This is a genomic window from Mesorhizobium sp. WSM4828 (assembly GCF_055811175.1).
Genome location: NZ_JBVVQK010000059.1, coordinates 1 through 18,293 on the forward strand (window position 1 = coordinate 1; position 18,293 = coordinate 18,293).

The 18,293-nt window shown below is 60.8% G+C and carries 12 protein-coding genes and 1 pseudogene; 5 read left to right on the forward strand and 8 right to left on the reverse strand.

The features are described 5' to 3' along the window. Positions 1 to 164: 164 nt before the first annotated feature. On the reverse strand, positions 165 to 1,472 hold the full coding sequence (locus AC0L2X_RS31465; RefSeq protein WP_473601086.1) for an NRAMP family divalent metal transporter: 1,308 nt from the start codon (positions 1,470 to 1,472) through the stop codon (positions 165 to 167). Between the two features lie 546 nt (positions 1,473 to 2,018). Between AC0L2X_RS31465 and AC0L2X_RS31470 the strand changes: the two are divergent. Continuing rightward, positions 2,019 to 2,157, forward strand: a pseudogene (locus AC0L2X_RS31470) (antirestriction protein ArdC); the annotation flags it as partial. A 367-nt stretch (positions 2,158 to 2,524) separates the two neighbouring features. On the opposite strand, the gene AC0L2X_RS31475 reads toward AC0L2X_RS31470, so the two are convergent. The 6 genes from AC0L2X_RS31475 to AC0L2X_RS31500 form a co-directional block, all read right to left on the reverse strand. Then, the gene (locus AC0L2X_RS31475; RefSeq protein ID WP_473601087.1) at positions 2,525 to 3,274 is read right to left on the reverse strand and encodes a ribonuclease activity regulator RraA; all 750 of its coding nucleotides are present in this window, start codon (positions 3,272 to 3,274) and stop codon (positions 2,525 to 2,527) included. A gap of 22 nt (positions 3,275 to 3,296) precedes the next feature. Then, a complete protein-coding gene (locus tag AC0L2X_RS31480; RefSeq protein ID WP_473601088.1) occupies positions 3,297 to 4,460 on the reverse strand; it encodes a mandelate racemase/muconate lactonizing enzyme family protein in 1,164 nt (387 codons plus the stop codon). A gap of 33 nt (positions 4,461 to 4,493) precedes the next feature. Then, entirely contained in the window at positions 4,494 to 5,591 is a 1,098-nt protein-coding gene (locus tag AC0L2X_RS31485) for an ABC transporter ATP-binding protein (protein WP_473601089.1), read from the reverse strand. Positions 5,592 to 5,601: 10 nt separating this feature from the next. Beyond that, positions 5,602 to 6,492: a carbohydrate ABC transporter permease gene (locus tag AC0L2X_RS31490; protein ID WP_473601090.1), complete on the reverse strand. Its 891-nt coding sequence runs from the start codon at positions 6,490 to 6,492 to the stop codon at positions 5,602 to 5,604. Further along, a complete protein-coding gene (locus AC0L2X_RS31495) occupies positions 6,489 to 7,448 on the reverse strand; it encodes a carbohydrate ABC transporter permease (protein ID WP_352493000.1) in 960 nt (319 codons plus the stop codon). Before AC0L2X_RS31495 ends, AC0L2X_RS31490 begins: the two co-directional genes overlap by 4 nt. A gap of 78 nt (positions 7,449 to 7,526) precedes the next feature. After that, positions 7,527 to 9,005: an ABC transporter substrate-binding protein gene (locus tag AC0L2X_RS31500; protein ID WP_473554222.1), complete on the reverse strand. Its 1,479-nt coding sequence runs from the start codon at positions 9,003 to 9,005 to the stop codon at positions 7,527 to 7,529. Between the two features lie 218 nt (positions 9,006 to 9,223). Between AC0L2X_RS31500 and AC0L2X_RS31505 the strand changes: the two genes are divergently transcribed. Genes AC0L2X_RS31505 through AC0L2X_RS31520 form a run of 4 tightly spaced genes read left to right on the forward strand, consistent with a single transcriptional unit; the run spans position 9,224 to position 13,790 of the window. After that, a complete protein-coding gene (locus AC0L2X_RS31505) occupies positions 9,224 to 9,934 on the forward strand; it encodes a GntR family transcriptional regulator (protein WP_023679253.1) in 711 nt (236 codons plus the stop codon). Between the two features lie 54 nt (positions 9,935 to 9,988). Further along, positions 9,989 to 11,155, forward strand: coding sequence for a mandelate racemase/muconate lactonizing enzyme family protein (locus AC0L2X_RS31510; protein WP_473601091.1), 1,167 nt, complete (start codon positions 9,989 to 9,991; stop codon positions 11,153 to 11,155). A gap of 56 nt (positions 11,156 to 11,211) precedes the next feature. After that, positions 11,212 to 12,573, forward strand: a complete 1,362-nt coding sequence (locus AC0L2X_RS31515) for a mandelate racemase/muconate lactonizing enzyme family protein (protein ID WP_473601092.1) — start codon at positions 11,212 to 11,214, stop codon at positions 12,571 to 12,573. 17 nt (positions 12,574 to 12,590) lie between these two features. Continuing rightward, on the forward strand, positions 12,591 to 13,790 hold the full coding sequence (locus AC0L2X_RS31520; RefSeq protein ID WP_473554215.1) for a mandelate racemase/muconate lactonizing enzyme family protein: 1,200 nt from the start codon (positions 12,591 to 12,593) through the stop codon (positions 13,788 to 13,790). A gap of 255 nt (positions 13,791 to 14,045) precedes the next feature. On the opposite strand, the gene AC0L2X_RS31525 is transcribed toward AC0L2X_RS31520, so the two are convergent. After that, the gene (locus tag AC0L2X_RS31525; RefSeq protein WP_473601093.1) at positions 14,046 to 15,791 is read right to left on the reverse strand and encodes an adenylate/guanylate cyclase domain-containing protein; all 1,746 of its coding nucleotides are present in this window, start codon (positions 15,789 to 15,791) and stop codon (positions 14,046 to 14,048) included. Positions 15,792 to 18,293: the final 2,502 nt, after the last annotated feature.

Here is an 18,293-nt window from a genome sequence, read left to right on the forward strand (position 1 = left end):
GCTAAGGCGACCCAGCCTAGCATAAACCTCTGTAAACGCTGCGAAATACACGTGTTTGTGGACGGAAACTAGTCTAGGGCGTCGAGACCTTGATTGAGTGTCGAAGATAGCTTCCGGCCTGGTTTGCACCGCCATAAGAACTGCGGCGGGTGATCGATTGGCTGTCACATGAACCAGCTCATGAGCATTCCGACCATGCACATCGCCATAGCGATCGTGGAGGCCCATCCCAGCCAGCGCAGCCAGCCCTTGACGGTGAAGTCGCCCATGACCTTCGGCTGGGCTGTCATTATCATCATGACCGTCATGACCGGAACGGCGACGGCACCGTTGACGACGGCTGTCCAATACAGCGCCTTGATTGGATCGACTGGACTGAACGTGATCGCTGCTCCGAGCCCCGTGGCCGCGGCAAGAGTGCTGTAAAACGCCACAGCCTCCTTAGGTCTGCGCGACAACCCCACGGGCCATCGTCTCGCCTCGCCAATGGCGTAAGCCGCCGCGCCGGCCAGGATCGGTACCGCCAGCAACCCTGTCCCGACGATGCCGAAAGCGAAGATAGCAAAGGCAAAATCGCCGACGATCGGCCGCAGCGCCTCGGCCGCCTGAGCGGATGTCTCGACGTCGGTGATGCCGGCTTTGTTCAAGGTCGCCGCGGTCGCGAAGATGATCGCCAGCGCGATGACGTTGGAGAATGCCATGCCTATGAGAGTGTCGGCGCGTATTCGCGAGAACGCGTCGACCGCCTGGCGTGGAGCCCTCAACAACGATTTTCTGCGATGATTTGCATGGACCTCTTCGGCCTCCTCTGACGCCTGCCAGAAGAAGAGATAGGGCGAAATCGTCGTGCCGAAGATAGCGAGAAGCGTAGTGAAGAACTCGTTGCTCCAGACAATTCGCGGGACCAGCACGCCACCCAGTGCTTCGGCCCAGGGAACTTGCACAGCAAACACGACAGCGACATACGAGAACAGGCTCAACGTCATCCATTTCAAGATGAGCGCGTAGCGATCGTAGTTCACGAAAACGATTCCAATTACGCAAATGGCTGCGAACAGGACGACATACAGAACGGTCGGGCCGCCGATTAGAAGCTTCGTCGCATCGGCCATGGCGCTGAGATCGGCGCCGATGTTGACGGTATTTGCGACGAACAGAAGAGTTACGATGGACTGTAGAAGCCAATTCGGATTGTGGCGGCACAGATTGCCTGCGATGCCGTGGCCGGTAGTCCTTCCGATACGCGCACTGATTTCCTGGATCGCAACCATCAGAGGATAGGTCAGCAGCATCGTCCATCCAATCCCGAACCCGAGCTGGGCCCCCGCCTGGCTATAGGTACCGATCCCGGATGGATCATCGTCCGACGCGCCAGTGATGAGGCCCGGCCCCAATCTGCCGAGGATCGTCTTCTTCACGGGAGAGACAGAAGAAGTCGGTTGATTTTTCTTGGAAGCCGTCAGCTCATCCATTGCGTCCGATCCACAGAGCAAAGCCAGCGGCGCCCGTGGCTGCCAACACCTTTCCGATATGGATCAGTGGGGCGGTTCGGCCGAAGTACCTCTGAAGCAGAAGTGACACGACGGTGGCGCCTAAAGAGATCGCCAAAAGAACGCCGACCGTTTGTGTCCTGCGGATCATGACACTGTCCCTTAGAGTGGACTGATAACTTCTTAGAAGGGTTAAGGTTCCTGGATCTGCTGCTGCCAACGGGAAGCACAACTTCATCGTCTGGGGAGTGCCATATCGATCGCCGGCATTCATCTCACGCAGTGGCCCTAGAAGCACCGGTATCGACCAACCGGCCACCGGGCGGTTCTCGCGTACGCCGAACCGGCTTGAGCAACTAGTCGGTAAGCTCTCCGCTGACTTCGTTAACCAATACCGCCAGGCTGGGCCCTGCAACCCGATCAACTTGCGGGATATCTGTCTCATGGCGCCGCGGCCGGCACTAATCCAGCAATTCCGGTTAGCACGGTGTGGTGTCACCGCGTGAGACAGCTTGACTGTTCAGACAAGTTGCTGAAATCAGCGCAGGCTTCTCCTGCGCCGCCCTGGATATCGTCCCGACAGTCCGGCACGCCGATCAAGGGCCTCCTGCGGGAAGACAATCGCGCCATCGTTCGCACCGCCAGCCGGGCCAGCAACGCTGCTGACACCGTGCCACACGGCATTATTTCACTCCTCGTGAGTCGGACCGCGCGCGAAAATGACCGCGCTGGTTCGAATCTCAGCAGGCCATGTTACGCGGTGATTTCGGGATTCGGGCAATCGGTTACGGCTGAAACAAACCGGCGGTTGGCCCGATGTCAAGCAGCGCGCCGATGCTGCCGAACACCGGGTGCTACGTCAGCTTCTAGGCGCTTATGATGCTTCCGGTTCGCCATTGGAGGTCCGCATAGTGTAACGCTTGGTGCCCGCACGAGATGGCGGGAGCCGGACCCTCTCGATCGTTCAGTGCAGTGCAGTGGGCGCCCGACTACGAAACTCGACTCCCCGGCCCCGCCACGAGATGATGGATGTGCTAACTCGGGTTCTCCAAGCGATTTGCGTTGCGCCACTCCTCGTACTCCCCGCGGGCATCGTCATGCAGCGGATAGTAGCGTTGCAACGGGCCGCCCTCCATGAGCTTGGCTCGCGAAAACTCCTCCCAATCGTAATGCTTCTGTGATTCTTCGATCACCTTCGGGGCCATCACGACGGGAAGCACCACCACGCCGTCGTCGTCAGCGACGATGATGTCGCCGGGGATCACCGTGACACCGCCGCAGGCAATCGGAACGTTGACGGCATTGGGATAGATACTGGTCTGCACATGATAGTTTGGCGTCCAGCCGCGCAGCCATAGGGGCAGATCGAGCTTTTCCACATTGGGCCGATCGCGCATGCAACCGTCGATTACGATACCCGCCCCGCCCCTGCCCTTGAAATATGTCGACATCATATCGCCAAAGACGCCCGAGCTCATGTCGCCGCGCGCGTCGACCACGACCACATCGCCCTCCTGCGCGTGATAGAGCACGTGCCGGTGCAGCTGCGTCTCCGGATCGGCATATTCTCCTTCGGTGAAGAGGTCAGGCCGCTGCGGTAGAAACTGCAGCGTCAGCGCCGGCCCGACGATCGACTTCCCGCGGTTTTGCGCCACCGGACCGACCATGTGCGGATTGCGGAAGCCCATGTGGCCAAGCGTGCCGGCAACCGTCGCGGCGCCGATCTCCCTCAGTGCGTCGATCAGGTCTTTAGGCGGCCGCGCGATGTCGGAAGTATGCGTCATTGTGGACTCCGATTGAATGGAACTACCAGTTCGTAACAGAACCGTCGCGGCGCTTAAGGTGAGGCGCTTCCCAGAAACGCAAACTCTGCGCCTGGACTGCGACTTCGTTGACCTCGACGCCGAGCCCCGGCAGATCGCCGACCGGGTAATCAGTCCCGTCGAGCCGTGGTTGCACGGGGAAGAAGTCAGAATTGTCGAAGGCCAGCTTTGTTTCGGGCGCCCTGGTCTCTAGCCACGCGAAGTTGGGTACCGCGGCGGCGAGATGCACGGTCGCGGCCGTGCACACTGGACCAAGCGGATTGTGCGGCATCAGGTCCACATAATGCGCCTCGCTCCAGCCAGCGATTTTCATCGCCTCGGTGAGCCCGCCGACATTGCAAACATCGATCCGGTTGAACTGATGGATGCCGCGCTCGATGTAGGGCAGGAACTGCCACTTGCTGGCAAATTCCTCGCCGATGGCAAAGGGGATGTCGGTCATCGTGCGCAGCGATTCATAGGCCTCCGGCGTCTCGGCCCGTATCGGCTCCTCGAGGAAATCAAGCACGCCGCGGCCGAGCTTGTTGCAGAAGCTCGCCGCCTCTGCCACCGACAGCCGATGGTGATAGTCGAGGCCGAGGACCACGTCGTCGCCCAGCACCTCGCGCGCCTTGTTCAGCATACTTGCGGTAGCGCCGATGGACTCGCGCGGCTCGAAGATGTCCTCGCTGTTTTGCCCGAACGGGAAGAAGCGGATCGCCTGCCACCCATGTGCGCGAAGTTCGCGGGCCCGTTCGATGGCAACATCGCCCTCGGCCTCGTCGCCGGTCGAGGCAAAGGTGGGAATACGGTCGCGCTGCTTGCCGCCCAGCAGCTCGTAGACCGGCACGCCCAGCGCCTGGCCCTTGATGTCGTGAAGGGCGATGTCGAGGGCGGAAATCGCCGCCTGAAGGACTCGCCCGCCTTCGAAGTACTGGCTGCGGTAAACCTCCTGCCAGATCCGCCCGATCTGCATCGGGTCGCGGCCGATGAGAAACTCGCGATAGTGCTCGACCGCGCCGGCCACGGCCCTCTCGCGACCGCTCAAGCCGCTCTCGCCCCAACCGAAGATGCCTTGGTCGGTCTCGACCTTGACGAGCATCTGATTGCGCGTTCCTACCCACACCGGATAGGGCTTGATCGCGGTGATCTTAAGCTTCTCGGTCATCCACGCCCACGTTTCACGCGCATCCGCCCTATCTCAGTTGGCCTTGAGGGCCATTTCAGTTTCGCCGTCGAACAGATGCATCCGCTCCTGATCGAACTCGAGCCAGATCTGCTCGTCGGGCGAGACGGCAACGTTTGGCGGCACGCTGACGTTGACGATGGCTCCGGACAGGAACGCCTGAACGAAGGTGACGTCTCCGGTCGGCTCCACCGTATAGGCTTTGGCCGGGACGCTGCCTGGTACCGCACTCTTGTGGAGCTTGATCGTCGAGTGACGTGCACCGAGCACGACTTTCCTCGTCGTCGCTTTCGCGACCTTCTGGGCATTGAGCGGCGAGAGTTCAAGGCGCCAGCCCTCGGCGCCGGTCAACACCGTGTTGCCGTTTGCCATCGAGGCCTCCAGCGGAATAAGGCTCATCGCCGGGCTGCCGATGAAGCTGGCGACGAACATGTTTACCGGATGGGCAAAGACCTGCGCCGGTGAATCGTATTGCTGCAGGTAGCCGCCATTCATCACCGCCATTTTGTCAGCCATGGTCACGGCTTCGAGCTGGTCGTGCGTCACATAGATGATCGTCGCCTTTAGGTCCTGGTGGAAACGCTTGATTTCCGACCGCATCTGCACGCGCAGTTTGGCATCGAGGTTAGACAGTGGCTCGTCCATGAGAAACACGGCGGGGTCGCGAACGAGGGCACGGCCAAGGGCCACACGCTGCTGCTGCCCGCCTGAAAGTTCGCGCGGCTTGCGCTCGAGCAGGTGCGTCATGTCGAGCACTCGTGCCGCTTCCTTGACCTTCTTGTCGATCTCGTCCCTGGGGAGTTTGCGCATCTGAAGCGGGAATGCCAGGTTCTTGTAGACCGATTTCTGCGGGTAGAGCGCATAGTTCTGGAACACCATTGCGATGTCCCGGTCCTTGGGGTCGAGGTCGTTGACCACGCGCTCGCCGATGATGATGTCGCCCGATGTGATCGGGGTCAGCCCGGCGACGAGATTGAGCGTGGTTGTCTTGCCGCAGCCTGAAGGGCCGACGAGCGCAACGAACTCGCCGTCATTGACCGTCAGCGAGACGTGGTTGACAGCTTTGAAGCTGCCATAGCTCTTGACGAGATCTTGGAGGACCACGTGGGCCATCGGCAACTCCCTAGTGCTTGACCGCGCCTTCTGTAAGGGCGCGTACGAAGTATCGTTGCAGGACCAGGAACAGCACCACGACGGGCACACTCATCATGAAGCTGGCTGCCATCAGGCCCGGAAAGTCCGTCGTATTTTCCGAGAAGAAACGCTGGATGCCGACCGGCAGCGTCAACTGCTCGTTCTTGGAGAGGAAGGTGTAGGCGTAGATGTACTCGTTCCACGCGCCGATGAAGGAATAGATTGCGGTGGCGATGATCCCCGGCGTCGAGAGCGGCATCACGATCATGATGAAGGCCTGGAACCGTGTTGCGCCATCGATGCGCGCCGCCTGCTCGAGCTGCACCGGGATGTTGTCGTAAAAACCTTTGAGCAGCCAGATCGCCAGCGGCAGGCCGAAGGTGAGATAGGTGAGGATCAGCGAGCCATGCGTGTTTATCAGACCGATCGCGCGCATCAGGATGAAGAGTGGCACGAGAAAGATCACCGCCGGGAACATATTGCGCAGCAGCACGGCAAAGAACAGGAAATTGCGGCCGGGGAAACTGAAGCGCGAAAACGCGTAGGCCGCAGGGACAGCCACGATCACGGAAAGGATTGTCGTGACGGTCGACACGAAAAGGCTGTTCCAGAAGAAGCGGAGGAAGTCCTGGCCGACGCTGTTCTGCGGATCGAGCAGTTTCTGGTAGCTGGCGAGGGTAGGTTCGTCCGGCCACCATTGCGGCGGGAATTGCGTCGCCGCGAATCCGGACTTGATCGAGGTGATCAGCATCCAGATCATCGGCAACGCGGTATAAAGCAGCATGAATACGAGGAAGATGCGCCCCGCCCACCGCCATCCGTCGACGCGCATGCGGCGACGGGTCTGGGCTGGAGGTGCCGTCTCGGCAATCGTGCTCATGCGCTCCCCTCTTTCCGCTCGTTGCCGCTTAACGCACGGACGTAGAAGTAGCCCAGCGTCATCAGTGTGAGGAACAGGAGCACCGAATAGGCCGATGCCACGCCCCAGCGCTGCCGTCCGAAGGCGAGCTCATAAATGTGGGTTATCCAGATGTGCGATGCATTCGACGGCCCGCCGCCCGTCATGATCCAGGGGATGATGAAGGAATTGAAGTTGGCCACCGCGAGCAGCAGCATCGTCACCACCGAGACGTTGCGCAAGTGCGGGAAGGTGACGTGCCAGAAGCGCTGCCATGCGTTGGCCCCGTCGACTGTTGCGGCACGCAGCAACTGATCGGGGACAGTCTGCAGGCCGGCCATCATCATGATCATGGCAAACGGAAACTCGCGCCAGATATTGACGACGATCAGGGAGGGCAGCACCGTGCTGACATTGTCGATGAAATTCGGCGGCTGGTCGGCCAATCCGAGGCCCACCAGCACCGCGCCGATGATCCCGAAGTCCGAATGGTAGATCCACTTCCAGATATAGGAGGCGGCGACTGCGCTGATGACCCAAGGGATGATCAAGACAGCGCGCAGGACACCACGGCCGATGAAGTCGCGGTGGAGCGCAAGCGCTGTGGCAAACCCCAGGACAAAGGAGATGAAAGTTGACCCCAGAGTCCAGATCAGTGTGTTCCAGGTGACTTTCCAGAACACCTGACTGGTCAGGATGGTCGTGTAATTGTCGAAGCCGATGAAGGTCTTGTCGCGGAGCTGCAGGCCGGGCGGCGTCTTGAAAAACGACAGCTCGACCGTGTAGTAGATCGGATAGGCGATGACGATGAGCATGACGGCGATCGCTGGGAGCACGTACGCGTAGTCCGCGCGATGCGCCCAGATCTTCCGCAGCGTGCCGGATGTACCGGGTTGCAATCTTCGGCGAGCCTCGGCCTTGCCGGTCACGATCGTCACTTGTGGCGTGCCCTTTTTCTTCGGAACGAGGCGGCTGCGCCAGCGGCGCAGCCGGTCAGGTCGTAGGTCAGGCCTGGGCTACAGTCCGCCCATCAGGTCTTTTACCTTCTTAGCCGCGTCGTCCGCTGCCTCGTCGACGGTCATCGCTCCGGTCAGGGCATTCTGCAGCATGTCCGGGATGATGATGTTCATGATCTCGGGGGCCTGCGGCAGCGCTGGGAACGGGATGCCGTATGGCAGCATCGAGGTGGTGACGTCGAGGAACTTGATGTTGTCCAGACGTTCCTTCATCCACTTGGTCTTGAAGCCGTTGAGGTTGCCCGGGTTTGATCCGGCGTAGGCCATCTTCAGCGACCATTCAGGGCTCGTCCACATGCAGATGATAGCTTTCGCAGCCGGTTCGTCTACCTTGCCGCCCTCGACATATTCGGGCTTCAGGATGTGAATGTTCGAGCCGCCGAACACGACGGCGCGCTTGCCGTCGGGACCAGTCGGGATCAGGCCGTAGCGCATGTTGTCGATGACCGTCTGCGCCTTGTCCTTGTCGGTGCCCGTCGCCTTTTTCTGCAGGTCGAGCATGACGTTGTAATCGGACGGGTGCGAGATCATCATGCCGAGCTGGCCGGCGACGAACAGGGGCTGGTTATCGGCCTGCTGGTTGGTGAGTGCCGAGACCGGAACCGACTTGTCGCGAACATACATGTCGTACGAGGCTTGCAGCGCTGCCTTGCTCTGCGGGCTATCGAGCTGGACCTGCTCATAGGTCGGGTTTGCGGTGGCTTCGTCGAAGACGCCGCCGCCATAGGCCCATAGCTGTGGCATGAAACGGTACGGCGTATTGCCGGCATTCTTGCGAGCCACGAGGCCGTAGCCGGCAATGCCGAGCTTGTCGTGGATCTGCTTGGAATATTTGACGACGTCTTCCCAGGTTGCCGGAGGCTTGTCCGGATCGAGGCCCGCACGCTTGAAGATGTCGGCGTTCCAGATGAACGCCATCGTCTCGTTGTTGGTCGGAATGCCGTAGGTCACGCCCTCCCAGGTCACTGCCTTCATGGCGCCGGGCCAGAAATCCTCGGTCGAATACCCCACGTCCTCGGGCTTGAGCGGCTGCAGATAGCCCTTTGAGGCGAACTCGGTACCACCCAGGATTTGCAGGCGGACCGCCATCGGCGCGGCATTGCCCAGGAGCGCGGTGCGGAACTTGTCGAGAAGGTCGTTGTAGGTGAGGGCTTGTTCCTCGAGCTGGATGTTCGGATATGTCTTGCGGAAGGTCTCGAAGAATTCCTTGTAGTACTGGCGCAGGAGGTCGGGGTCGCCCTCGAACACGCCCTGATACCAGAAAGTCAGTCGCCCCTTGTAGTCGAGCGGGGTGACCTTGGCGCAATCGGCCGCCGTGTCAAAATCCTGTGTGCCCGCAATCGAGCGCACATATTCCGGCGACCACTTGCTCAGGTCAACCGGCGGTGCACCCAGCGCCGATGTAGACGTCAGGGATGCCATCAAAGCAGTGGCGACAGTGCCGCGCAGGACGGCACTGCCGAGCGCAATTCTCGTCATAGGTATCCTCCCTGGTTCTCCCATGCCGCCCTGCGCCGAAGCAAAGCGGTCCTTGCTCGTTTCGATCGCGATGATGCTTCTTTCAGATCAGTGTATCCTCTCGATCGCTTGGTACGTTTTCAGATCATGGATTGCCTGTCAACGCGCAGAATCGTACATTGTTTGCGAAAGCCGTGTGTGATATCGGGCAAGGTATGTATTAAATTAGGGAGCCGGCCTTGGCCGAAATAAGCGATTTCAAAGCGATGCCACCGGTCGGGACTGATCCCATCGGGGCCTCAAGCGAGGGCGCCTCGCTCTATGAACTGATCAGGGAAGACATCATCGAAGGACGGCTTGCCGCCAACGAACGGCTTGTGGTCACCGATCTCGCCCGGCGTCACGGCACCTCGACCAATCCTGTGCGCGAGGCCCTGCAGCTGTTGCGCGGCGAAGGCTTTGTCACCTTTGTCGCCAACCGCGGGGCGCGCGTCCGACCCATCGATCAGGATTTTGTCCGGGATATCTACGAGATCGGTGTTCTAATCGAGCCAGCCCTGACACGATGGTTTGTGAACATGGCTACCGGCGAGGACATCGCCGAACTCGAACGTCTCCAAGGCCTGATCGAAGAGAACAACTTCGCCGACACATTCAGGCACAGCGAGCTGGATACCGCTTTCCACACGGTGATGTACCAGCGGCACTACAACCGCCACGCCGCCGAGCTCTGGTGGAAACATCGCGAAGTGCTGCGAGCCGTGAGCCGTCGTTTCAATTTCACGCTGGCGCGACGTGCCGCGATCATGCGCGAGCACCGCGAACTCATCGCGCTCGTGAAAGCGGGAGAGGCCGACAAGGCGGCCGAACTCGTTTCCCGCCATGTCGAGGGTTCGGGCCGGCATATTCTCGAACAGATGCGAGCGCGCAACGCCGCTCGGGCCGGATAGAACGTCCAGTCCAGAACATCGCTAACTGAGCATTTTCAGGCAAAGGTAGTTGAGATGAAAATCACGAGCATTCGGCCGTGGCTGATCAAGTCCGATGCTTCTTACTGGGGAGAGTTCCTGTTCGTCGAAGTGACGACCGACGAGGGAGTGAGTGGCTGGGGAGAGATCACCACCACGACAAGGCTCGCCAACCGCGCTCTCTGCACGATCCTGCGGCAGATCGGCGTCGCCGTGACAGGCGAGGATCCGGCGCGTATCGAGCATCTCTGGCACAAGATCTTCCGCAGCTTCACCTACATGGGAAGCCGCGGCGCCGCCGTCGAATGCGTGAGCGCCATCGACATAGCACTCTGGGATATCAGGGGCAAAGTCCTCGGCAAGCCGATTTACGAGCTGCTTGGCGGACCGGTACGCCACGAAATCGCGCTCTACACCCACCCCAACCAGGCCAAATTCACCAGCAAGGAGGCTGTGGTTCGCGAAATTCTGGATATTGTCGAGTCCGGACACACTGCGCTCAAGTTCGATCCTTATCCACACCAGGGCCGCAGCGCCGATGGCCTGCCCCGCGAACAGCGGGACGGCTACCTCGATGGCAGCATGACCCGCAAGGACGAGCGCGAAGCCGCCGAACTCACGGCTCTGATCCGCGAAACGGCAGGACCCGATGTCGACATTCTCATCGATGCGCATGGCCGCTTCGACGTCCCCACCGCCATTCGCCTCTGTCGGAGCCTCGAGGAGGCCGGCCAGATCGACTGGTTTGAGGAGCCCTGCCCGCCCGAGAGCCTTAACGCCCTCAAGCAGGTGCGTGAGAAGGTCAATACCGCCATCTCGTGGGGCGAGCGCGGCCACACGAAGTGGGATTTCGTGCCGGTACTCGAGAACAGGCTCGCCGACTACATCATGCCCGACGTTACCTGGACCGGCGGCATTACCGAACTGAAGAAGATTTCTGCTCTGTGCGAAGCCTACTACGTCCCGGTCTCGCCACACGACGCCGGGGGACCGATCAACGTGGTTGCGGGAGCGCAGGTGATGATGACCGTTCCCAACTTCTACAAACTTGAAACATCGGAGTGGAACCTGGGCAAATACGATCACCTGATCGACAGACCACTCGCCATTTCGAACGGCAGCCTGAAGCTGACCTCGAAGCCTGGTCTCGGTGTCGAGATGGACCGCGACTACCTGCAAGCTCATGAGATTGAGCTGGGCTAGCAACACTCTAATACCGGTTCAGGGTGCGGGGCGACAAGCCGAAACGAGGATAGGTAATGGCAAAGACAGGTGGCGCCGACGAGGCGCTCAATCGGATGAACGCGAACTCCAAGCCATCCCAGCTTCGCATCACCGACATGCGGGTAGCCGAAATCGTCGGCGCGCCGTTCACCTCGACCCTGCTCAAGATTTACACCAACCAGGGTATCGTCGGGCTTGGCGAGGTGCGCGACGGCGCCAGTGCCAGCTACGCGCTGATGCTGAAGAGCCGGCTGCTTGGCGAAAACCCTTGCGACATCGACCGCCTGTTTCGCCGGATCAAGCAGTTCGGTGGGCACGGCCGGCAAGGCGGCGGCGTCTCGGCGGTCGAGATTGCGTTGTGGGATCTCGCCGGCAAGGCCTATGGTGTGCCCATCTACCAGATGCTCGGCGGCCGGTTTCGGGAGAAGGTGCGCGTCTATTGCGACACCGACGCGACCGTGCCGAGCGGCACCGAGACCGGCAAGCGTCTCAAGCAGCGCATGGAGCTCGGCTTCACCTTCCTCAAGATGGATCTGGGGCTGATGCAGATCGCGGATGTCCCCGGTGCGGTCGTGTCTCCTGCCGGCTCACTTGAAGGGTACCGCGTCCATCCCGGCCGCGGCCCGGTCAAGACCCTTGAAGAGCGACGCGCCCGCAACGCCGCGTACGATTTGCACAACATTGCCCACCCGTTTACCGGCCTCCACTTTTCCGACAAGGGTCTCGACCTGCTTGAACAGTATATTGCCGAGGTTCGCGAAATTATCGGCATGGATATTCCGCTCGCCATTGACCATGTCGGCCACATCTCGCTGCAGAACGGTATTCGGCTCGCCAGGCGGATTGAAAAATACGTGCCGGCCTGGCTCGAGGATGTGATCCCATGGCAGTACACCGAGCAGTACCGGCAACTACAGGCCGCGACCACGGTGCCGATCTGCACCGGCGAGGACATCTACCTTAAGGAGGGCTTCGAGCCCCTGCTCAAGAGCGGCGGCCTCTCCATTATCCATCCTGACCTGCTCACCAGCGGGGGCATACTCGAGACCAAGAAGATCGGCGACATGGCGCAGGACCACGGCGTCGCAATGGCCATCCACATGGCCGAAAGTCCAATCGCCGCAATGGCCGCGGCACATGTCGCGACCGCGACGGAAAACTTCATGGCGCTCGAATACCACTCTGCCGACGTCGACTGGTGGGACGATATCGTCACCGGCGTTCCCAAGCCGCTCGTGAAGGACGGCTTTATCACTGTTCCGGACAAACCGGGCCTGGGGATCGACGACGTCGTCGACGAGGTGATCTCGCAGCATCTGCAGCCGGGCGTCACCGGCATCTGGCAGCCCACGGATCACTGGGACAACGAGTATTCCTGGGACCGTACCTGGAGCTGAGGCGAAAAGAACCGAAGATGAAGATCACCGACCTCCGCTGCGCCGTCATCGGCAAACATCCAATCGTCCGCATCGTTACCGACGAGGGCCTCTATGGACTTGGCGAAGTCGAGTTCACCAAGACCTATCTCAAGCCTTGGGTGCTGCATTTCCGCGAGGCGCTGATCGGCGAGGACCCGACCGACGTCGAGCGGGTGATGCTGAAGATCCGCCAACGCGGCTCTTTCAAGCCCTATGGCGCGGCGGTAAGCGCTATCGAGCATGCGCTGTGGGACATTGCCGGCAAGGCCGCAGGCGTGCCGGCCTACAAACTGCTCGGCGGCAAGGTGCGCGACAAGGTGCGGGTCTATAACGGCTCGATCCGCCAGAAGCGAACGGGGGACCGGCCGGAGGACTACGCCGCTGACGTGAAATGGATGATGGAGCAGCCGCAGAACTTCTTCATGATCAAGCAAGGGATCTCGTTCCACTCCAACATGAAGGACACCATCGAGGACTTCCATTACGGCGTGACGCAGAAGAAGGCTGGCTATCACGGTGCCATGGATCAGGGCGCCATCAGCGAGCGCGGTTTCAACCACATGCTCGACTGCGTGATCGCGATGAAGGAAGTGCTGGGCGACAAGGTCAGCCTGGCGCTCGACTGCGGCCCGGGCTGGATGCTGCCCGATGCGATCAAGTTCGCTCGCGCGGTCGAGAAGTACAATTTGATGTGGCTCGAGGACATGCTGACCGGCGACTATGTGCCGTGGGTCAATCCGCAGGCCTATCGGGAGCTGACCACCTCGACCTCGACGCCAATTCATACCGGCGAGCAGATCTACCTGCGGCACAATTTCAAGGAGCTGATCGAAACGCAGGCGGTGCGCGTCATCGGCCCCGATCCGGCCGATATTGGCGGCATTGCCGAGCTCAAATGGGTCGCCGAGCACGCCTACATGCATTCGATCCTGATGGCACCGCACGGCACCGCGAACGGCCTTCTCGGCCTCGGCGCGCTGATCAATGTCTGCGCCACTCTGCCCGCCAACTACATCGCGTTCGAATACCCGAGCGCCTCCGATCCCTGGTGGGAGGATCTTGTAATCGGCCTGCCGCCGCAGATCGTGAAGGACAGCATGGTGGACCTGCTGGAAGCGCCGGGGCTGGGCCTCGATATCGACGCCGAAGCAGCCAGGAAGTATCTGAGCGAAGAGGATGCGGGCTTTTTCGATTGAACCATGCTTCTTGCGCAACCCCGCCTCGCGCGGACTGATCCTCGCAAATTGCGTCAAGAATGACGTTTCGGGCCGAAAGCTGGCTGGTGTGAGGTCGGCGCAGGGTCTGTCCCTCACCTGACCCAACGGCCACATTTGTCTCGACCGTCGGTAGTCTCGTCAATCCTCAGACAGGCCGGCCAGAGAACTGTCCTTCCAGAAGCGACGCGGTGGCAAGGGACATCGCTTCGCCGGGCATCTTTGCTACCGCGACGATTACTCCGGCACACCGGAGATGCCCAGCGCCTCGACATAGCGCTCGGCGAACACCTCGTCCAGCCACGGGTTGATCTGTCTCTGCAGGGTGAGCGTGTAGGTCGGGAACGCCTCCATCAGCCGCCGCGCCGCCGCCTGCGCCTCGTCCAGGCGATTGAGTTTGACCAGTGCCATGATCACAACCCGGTGCGAGGAGCCGTAGTTCGGCATCTCGTGCAGCGCGCGTTCTCCCCATGCAAGCGCTTCCTCGTAGCGCTCGAGCATCAGGTAGCTCATCCCGATGCCGGAGAGCGCGATGCCGTTTTCGGGGTCGACCGGGCTCAGCCGCATTGCCCGGTGAAAGTGTTCGATGGCGACGAGCGGGCGGCTGGAATGTGCGTTCACCCAGCCGCTGCCTGTATGGCCCTGCGCCGAATTGGGGTTAAGCAGCAGGGATCGTTCGATCGTGCGCAGCGCCATCTCGTAGTCCTTCGCGCTGTAGGCGATCACCTGCGCGGCGAAACGTAGGCTTGTGGGGTCGTCGCGCGCTTCCGCCAGTACCTCGCGCGCCATGCGCGCGGCGACTCGGATATCGTCCGGCTCGTGCCAGCACTGGCTCACGGAAAGGCTGCGGATATAGGAGCCAAGTGCCTTCGCCAAGGTGAAGCCAGGGTCGATGCTGAGAGCCTCGTTGGTGAGCCGGCGCACGTCGGCAAAGCCTTCGCGCGTCATGCTGTAGAAGCGCGGCAGCGCGCGAAGGTAGAGGTCGTAGGCGCTGATGTAGTCGGTCGGCTTCATGCGCGCCTGCTTGATCTCCTGCAGCCGGATGCTCGGTTCGACAGCGCCGACGACGCTCTCGGTCACCTTGTCCTGCAGGTCGAAGATGTCGCTCACGTCGCCCTCGAAGCGATCGGCCCAGACATGATGTCCGCTGATCGCGTCCACCAACTGCCCACTGATGCGCACCCGCGATCCTGCTCTGCGGATGCTGCCTTCGAGCACGTAGCGGACGCCCAGCTCGCGCCCGACCTGGCGCAGGTCCACCGCCCGGCCCTTGTAGGTGAAGGACGAGTTGCGGGCGATCACGAAGAAGGAGTCCACCCGGCTCAATCCCGTGATGATGTCCTCCACCAGTCCGTCGGCGAAGTATTCCTGGTCGGGGTCGCCGCTCATGTTGGTGAAAGGCAGAACCGCGATCGAGGGTTTCTCGGGCAGCGGAGGCGGTGCAGCCACCGAGGCGCTGGCGTCGGTCTCGACGCGGTAGGCGCGCACAGGCCGCTCGATGTTCTTGAGGCGCAGGTTGCCGAGCGGCGTGAAGCCGCAGCCGAGCTTGCCCTGAAGGTGGTCGTAGGCGGTGCCCGAGACGACCACCGTGCCGGGGTCGGCGATGCTTTCGAGGCGGGCGGCGATGTTGACCGCGTCGCCGTAGAGGTCGCCGTCTTCCTCGCAGACCACGTCGCCGAGATTGACGCCGATGCGGAAGCGAATCCGCTCTTCCTTCGGCGTCTCCGCTTCGTGTTTTGCCAGAGCCTGCTGGATCGCCATTGCCGAGGTCACCGCGTTAACGACGCTCGCGAACTCACACAGCATGCCGTCGCCGGTGAGCTTGACGATCCGACCCCCGTGCTCGGAGACCAGCGGTTCGAGGAGGTCCTTCCGGTAGATCTTCAGCCGCTCGAGGGTCCCGCGCTCGTCGCGCTCCGTCAGGCGCGAATAGCCGACCACGTCGCAAGCCAGGATCGCTGCGAGGTGGCGCTGCGTGGTCATCGCACCGCTCAGCCATGAGCCTGCACGCGGGCCGCCCCGTGCCCATGTCCTGCCAACTTCCAGACGCCCCATGTGCATGGTATCCATCTCTCCCGGTCGCCGCTCGTCGCCGATAAAGAACGAGAATGCAGCTCGACCTTGCGTTCACGAGATTTCGCTATACCGCTTGCGAGGCGTAGAGCGTTCCGGTGACCGGGCTAACAGCCAACCGACGACACGCCTACGCAGCCCCTGGGGACACTGACACTTCACTCCCAGAAGGCCGCAGATATTTCTCGCCCTCTGTAACCGGTTGACGCCACCGTGGCGGTGCTATTGTCACCCCGATGTAACAGCGAGATGCCCTACGACCGGGCGCATCGGGCATTACACCAGACGTTCGCGCTTAGAGGTGCTGAGGTCGGCAGGTGGCGCATCGAAGACTTCCAATTCCTGGTGAGCATCGGCTTCACCAACCTGTTGCACCTCTAGTCGCCTGATCTGATCGTGATGGGCGGCGGCCTCGCCAACGGATTCGATCTCCTGGCGAGTGCGGGTGATGCCCCTACCGCGACGTGCCGATCGTACAGTCGCAGCTCGGTGACCAAGCCGGCCTGGTCGGCGCCGCAACCCTTATCCTGCGGGAGGCGAGCCAGGAACGTCACTGGCAATCGCGCAGAACGACTAGAGAAGATGACGCCGGCACTCGCCGTGAGCGCTTCTGCCGCAGCTCCACCAGCGGTATGTCGTAAGCGGCCGAAACATCATGGTATTTTTTCAGCACCCGCCATCGAACCCCACTTTTGTCCCCACTTGTTGTCATTGCGTACCGATGGGAACGGCCAGAACGGCCCGTGAACTGCTTTGGCGGGTTGCCTGCTTTCGAGGAATGTTTTCCGCCTCTCTGGTTTCCTTTCTGTCTCCAGGCGTGAGCCCCTGTTGGCGCGGCTCACTGTTCCTCGACTGTTCTCAGTGAGAGCGGTCGGCCGACGCTGTTCCGCCGCTGTTTTCAGCGAGATTGCTAACTGTTCCCCGACTGTTTTCAGTTGCAGCGGTTAACCAGAAATCCGTAATGAAAGTCGGCTCAAGCCATTGGCGACATCACTCAAACGAATGGCAATTATCTGTTTGAATGCGTCTACGGTCCATCCGCGGAGACCCACGCATCCGCGCGTAGGGACACAGCAACTTCCCCTTTAAAGGCGTCGAGATGCCACGAGCACCGAAACCTCAGTTCCTTAGACCTAAGGATCGAGCAATCTGCCAGCGGGTTGTCGACCAGGTAGCCGCCGACGCCAAATCGTACAGCACCTCGATAAACAGCCAGATTCTGGCTGCGACCACGCTGTCTCTCTTTCAATCCGGGGTCGTCAATGAAGTGAATTTGCTGGCACATGTTCGCGCGCGCCGCCATGACTTCACGAAGCAGGCCGGCACTGCGTCGCCGGTCCCTTCGTGACGCCCTCAGGTGCCGGCATGCACCGTCGCTCACCACCTTGCCCGATTGCTAATGAAGGATGGGGGGCGGAGGCGCTCACCCACTCTGACGAGTATCGTGCTGTTGCGACGCTGTTCTGAGCATCCAATTCAACGGATGTGCCGATCGATTTGGGAATCCGGTAAGGAACCGCTCCCTCACGGCGCTTCTCGCTTCATCCTGTTCATGATCTCTACCATCCCTTCCATAACCCGTTTGTCGGGATTTCCCTTACAAAAGCCGTAGAGAGACGCCCAAATCTCATTGATGGTCATGCTACCGAGATCGTATCGAGGCTGACCTAAGTGCTTCAGTCCCGTGTTCGCTGCAGTAATGTAGCCCTCCGTCCACGCGACCATTGCCATCGGGATGCGAGAACGAGGCGAGTCAGACTCGCTTGTGATACTCAGCAGCTTGGCCAGCGCCTATACGCGACGACGCAGCGAATGATTATCATTCCTAAAGGGACCACGGAAAGAAGCACCCCTGCCTGAGAGCGGCAAAATGCGGGCACATTTATCTACTCGAGCACCGAATACCGCTGCATCGCCGCTGTCACCGGCCACAAGGTAAGGGTGCGATGGAGCACACTCAAAAACTACGAGATCCCAGCACCGGTTTTACTGTTGGGGCAATCGTCGAGACTCCAGGCATGAACTGCATCTCTGACGGAGATGCAATCTCGTATGCCATGCTTCGATTGAGCGGCGGTAATTCACTCGCTCCGACTCGCGTAAGGGGCAGAGAGGTGAAAGCTGAGTTCCGGCGATCCGGCCAATGGGCCGACATAACGAACGCCCCAGGGACCGAGCGATGGCGGAATGATGGGGACGGTTGTCGCAGGATCGGCCCCTAAAGATTGCCGGCCGAATGACATGCATGGAGATGACGGGTGGTCAACTTGCTCTAATGGACCGTTGCCGGTGAATGAGGGCGAGGCGCTTGCAAACGAAACGCTCGAGAGATTAACCGCGGGGCGAATTGACCGGGCGCGCTGATCAAGGCCGAATTACCACTCCCGTGCCGTACAGTTGCACCCCAAGGCG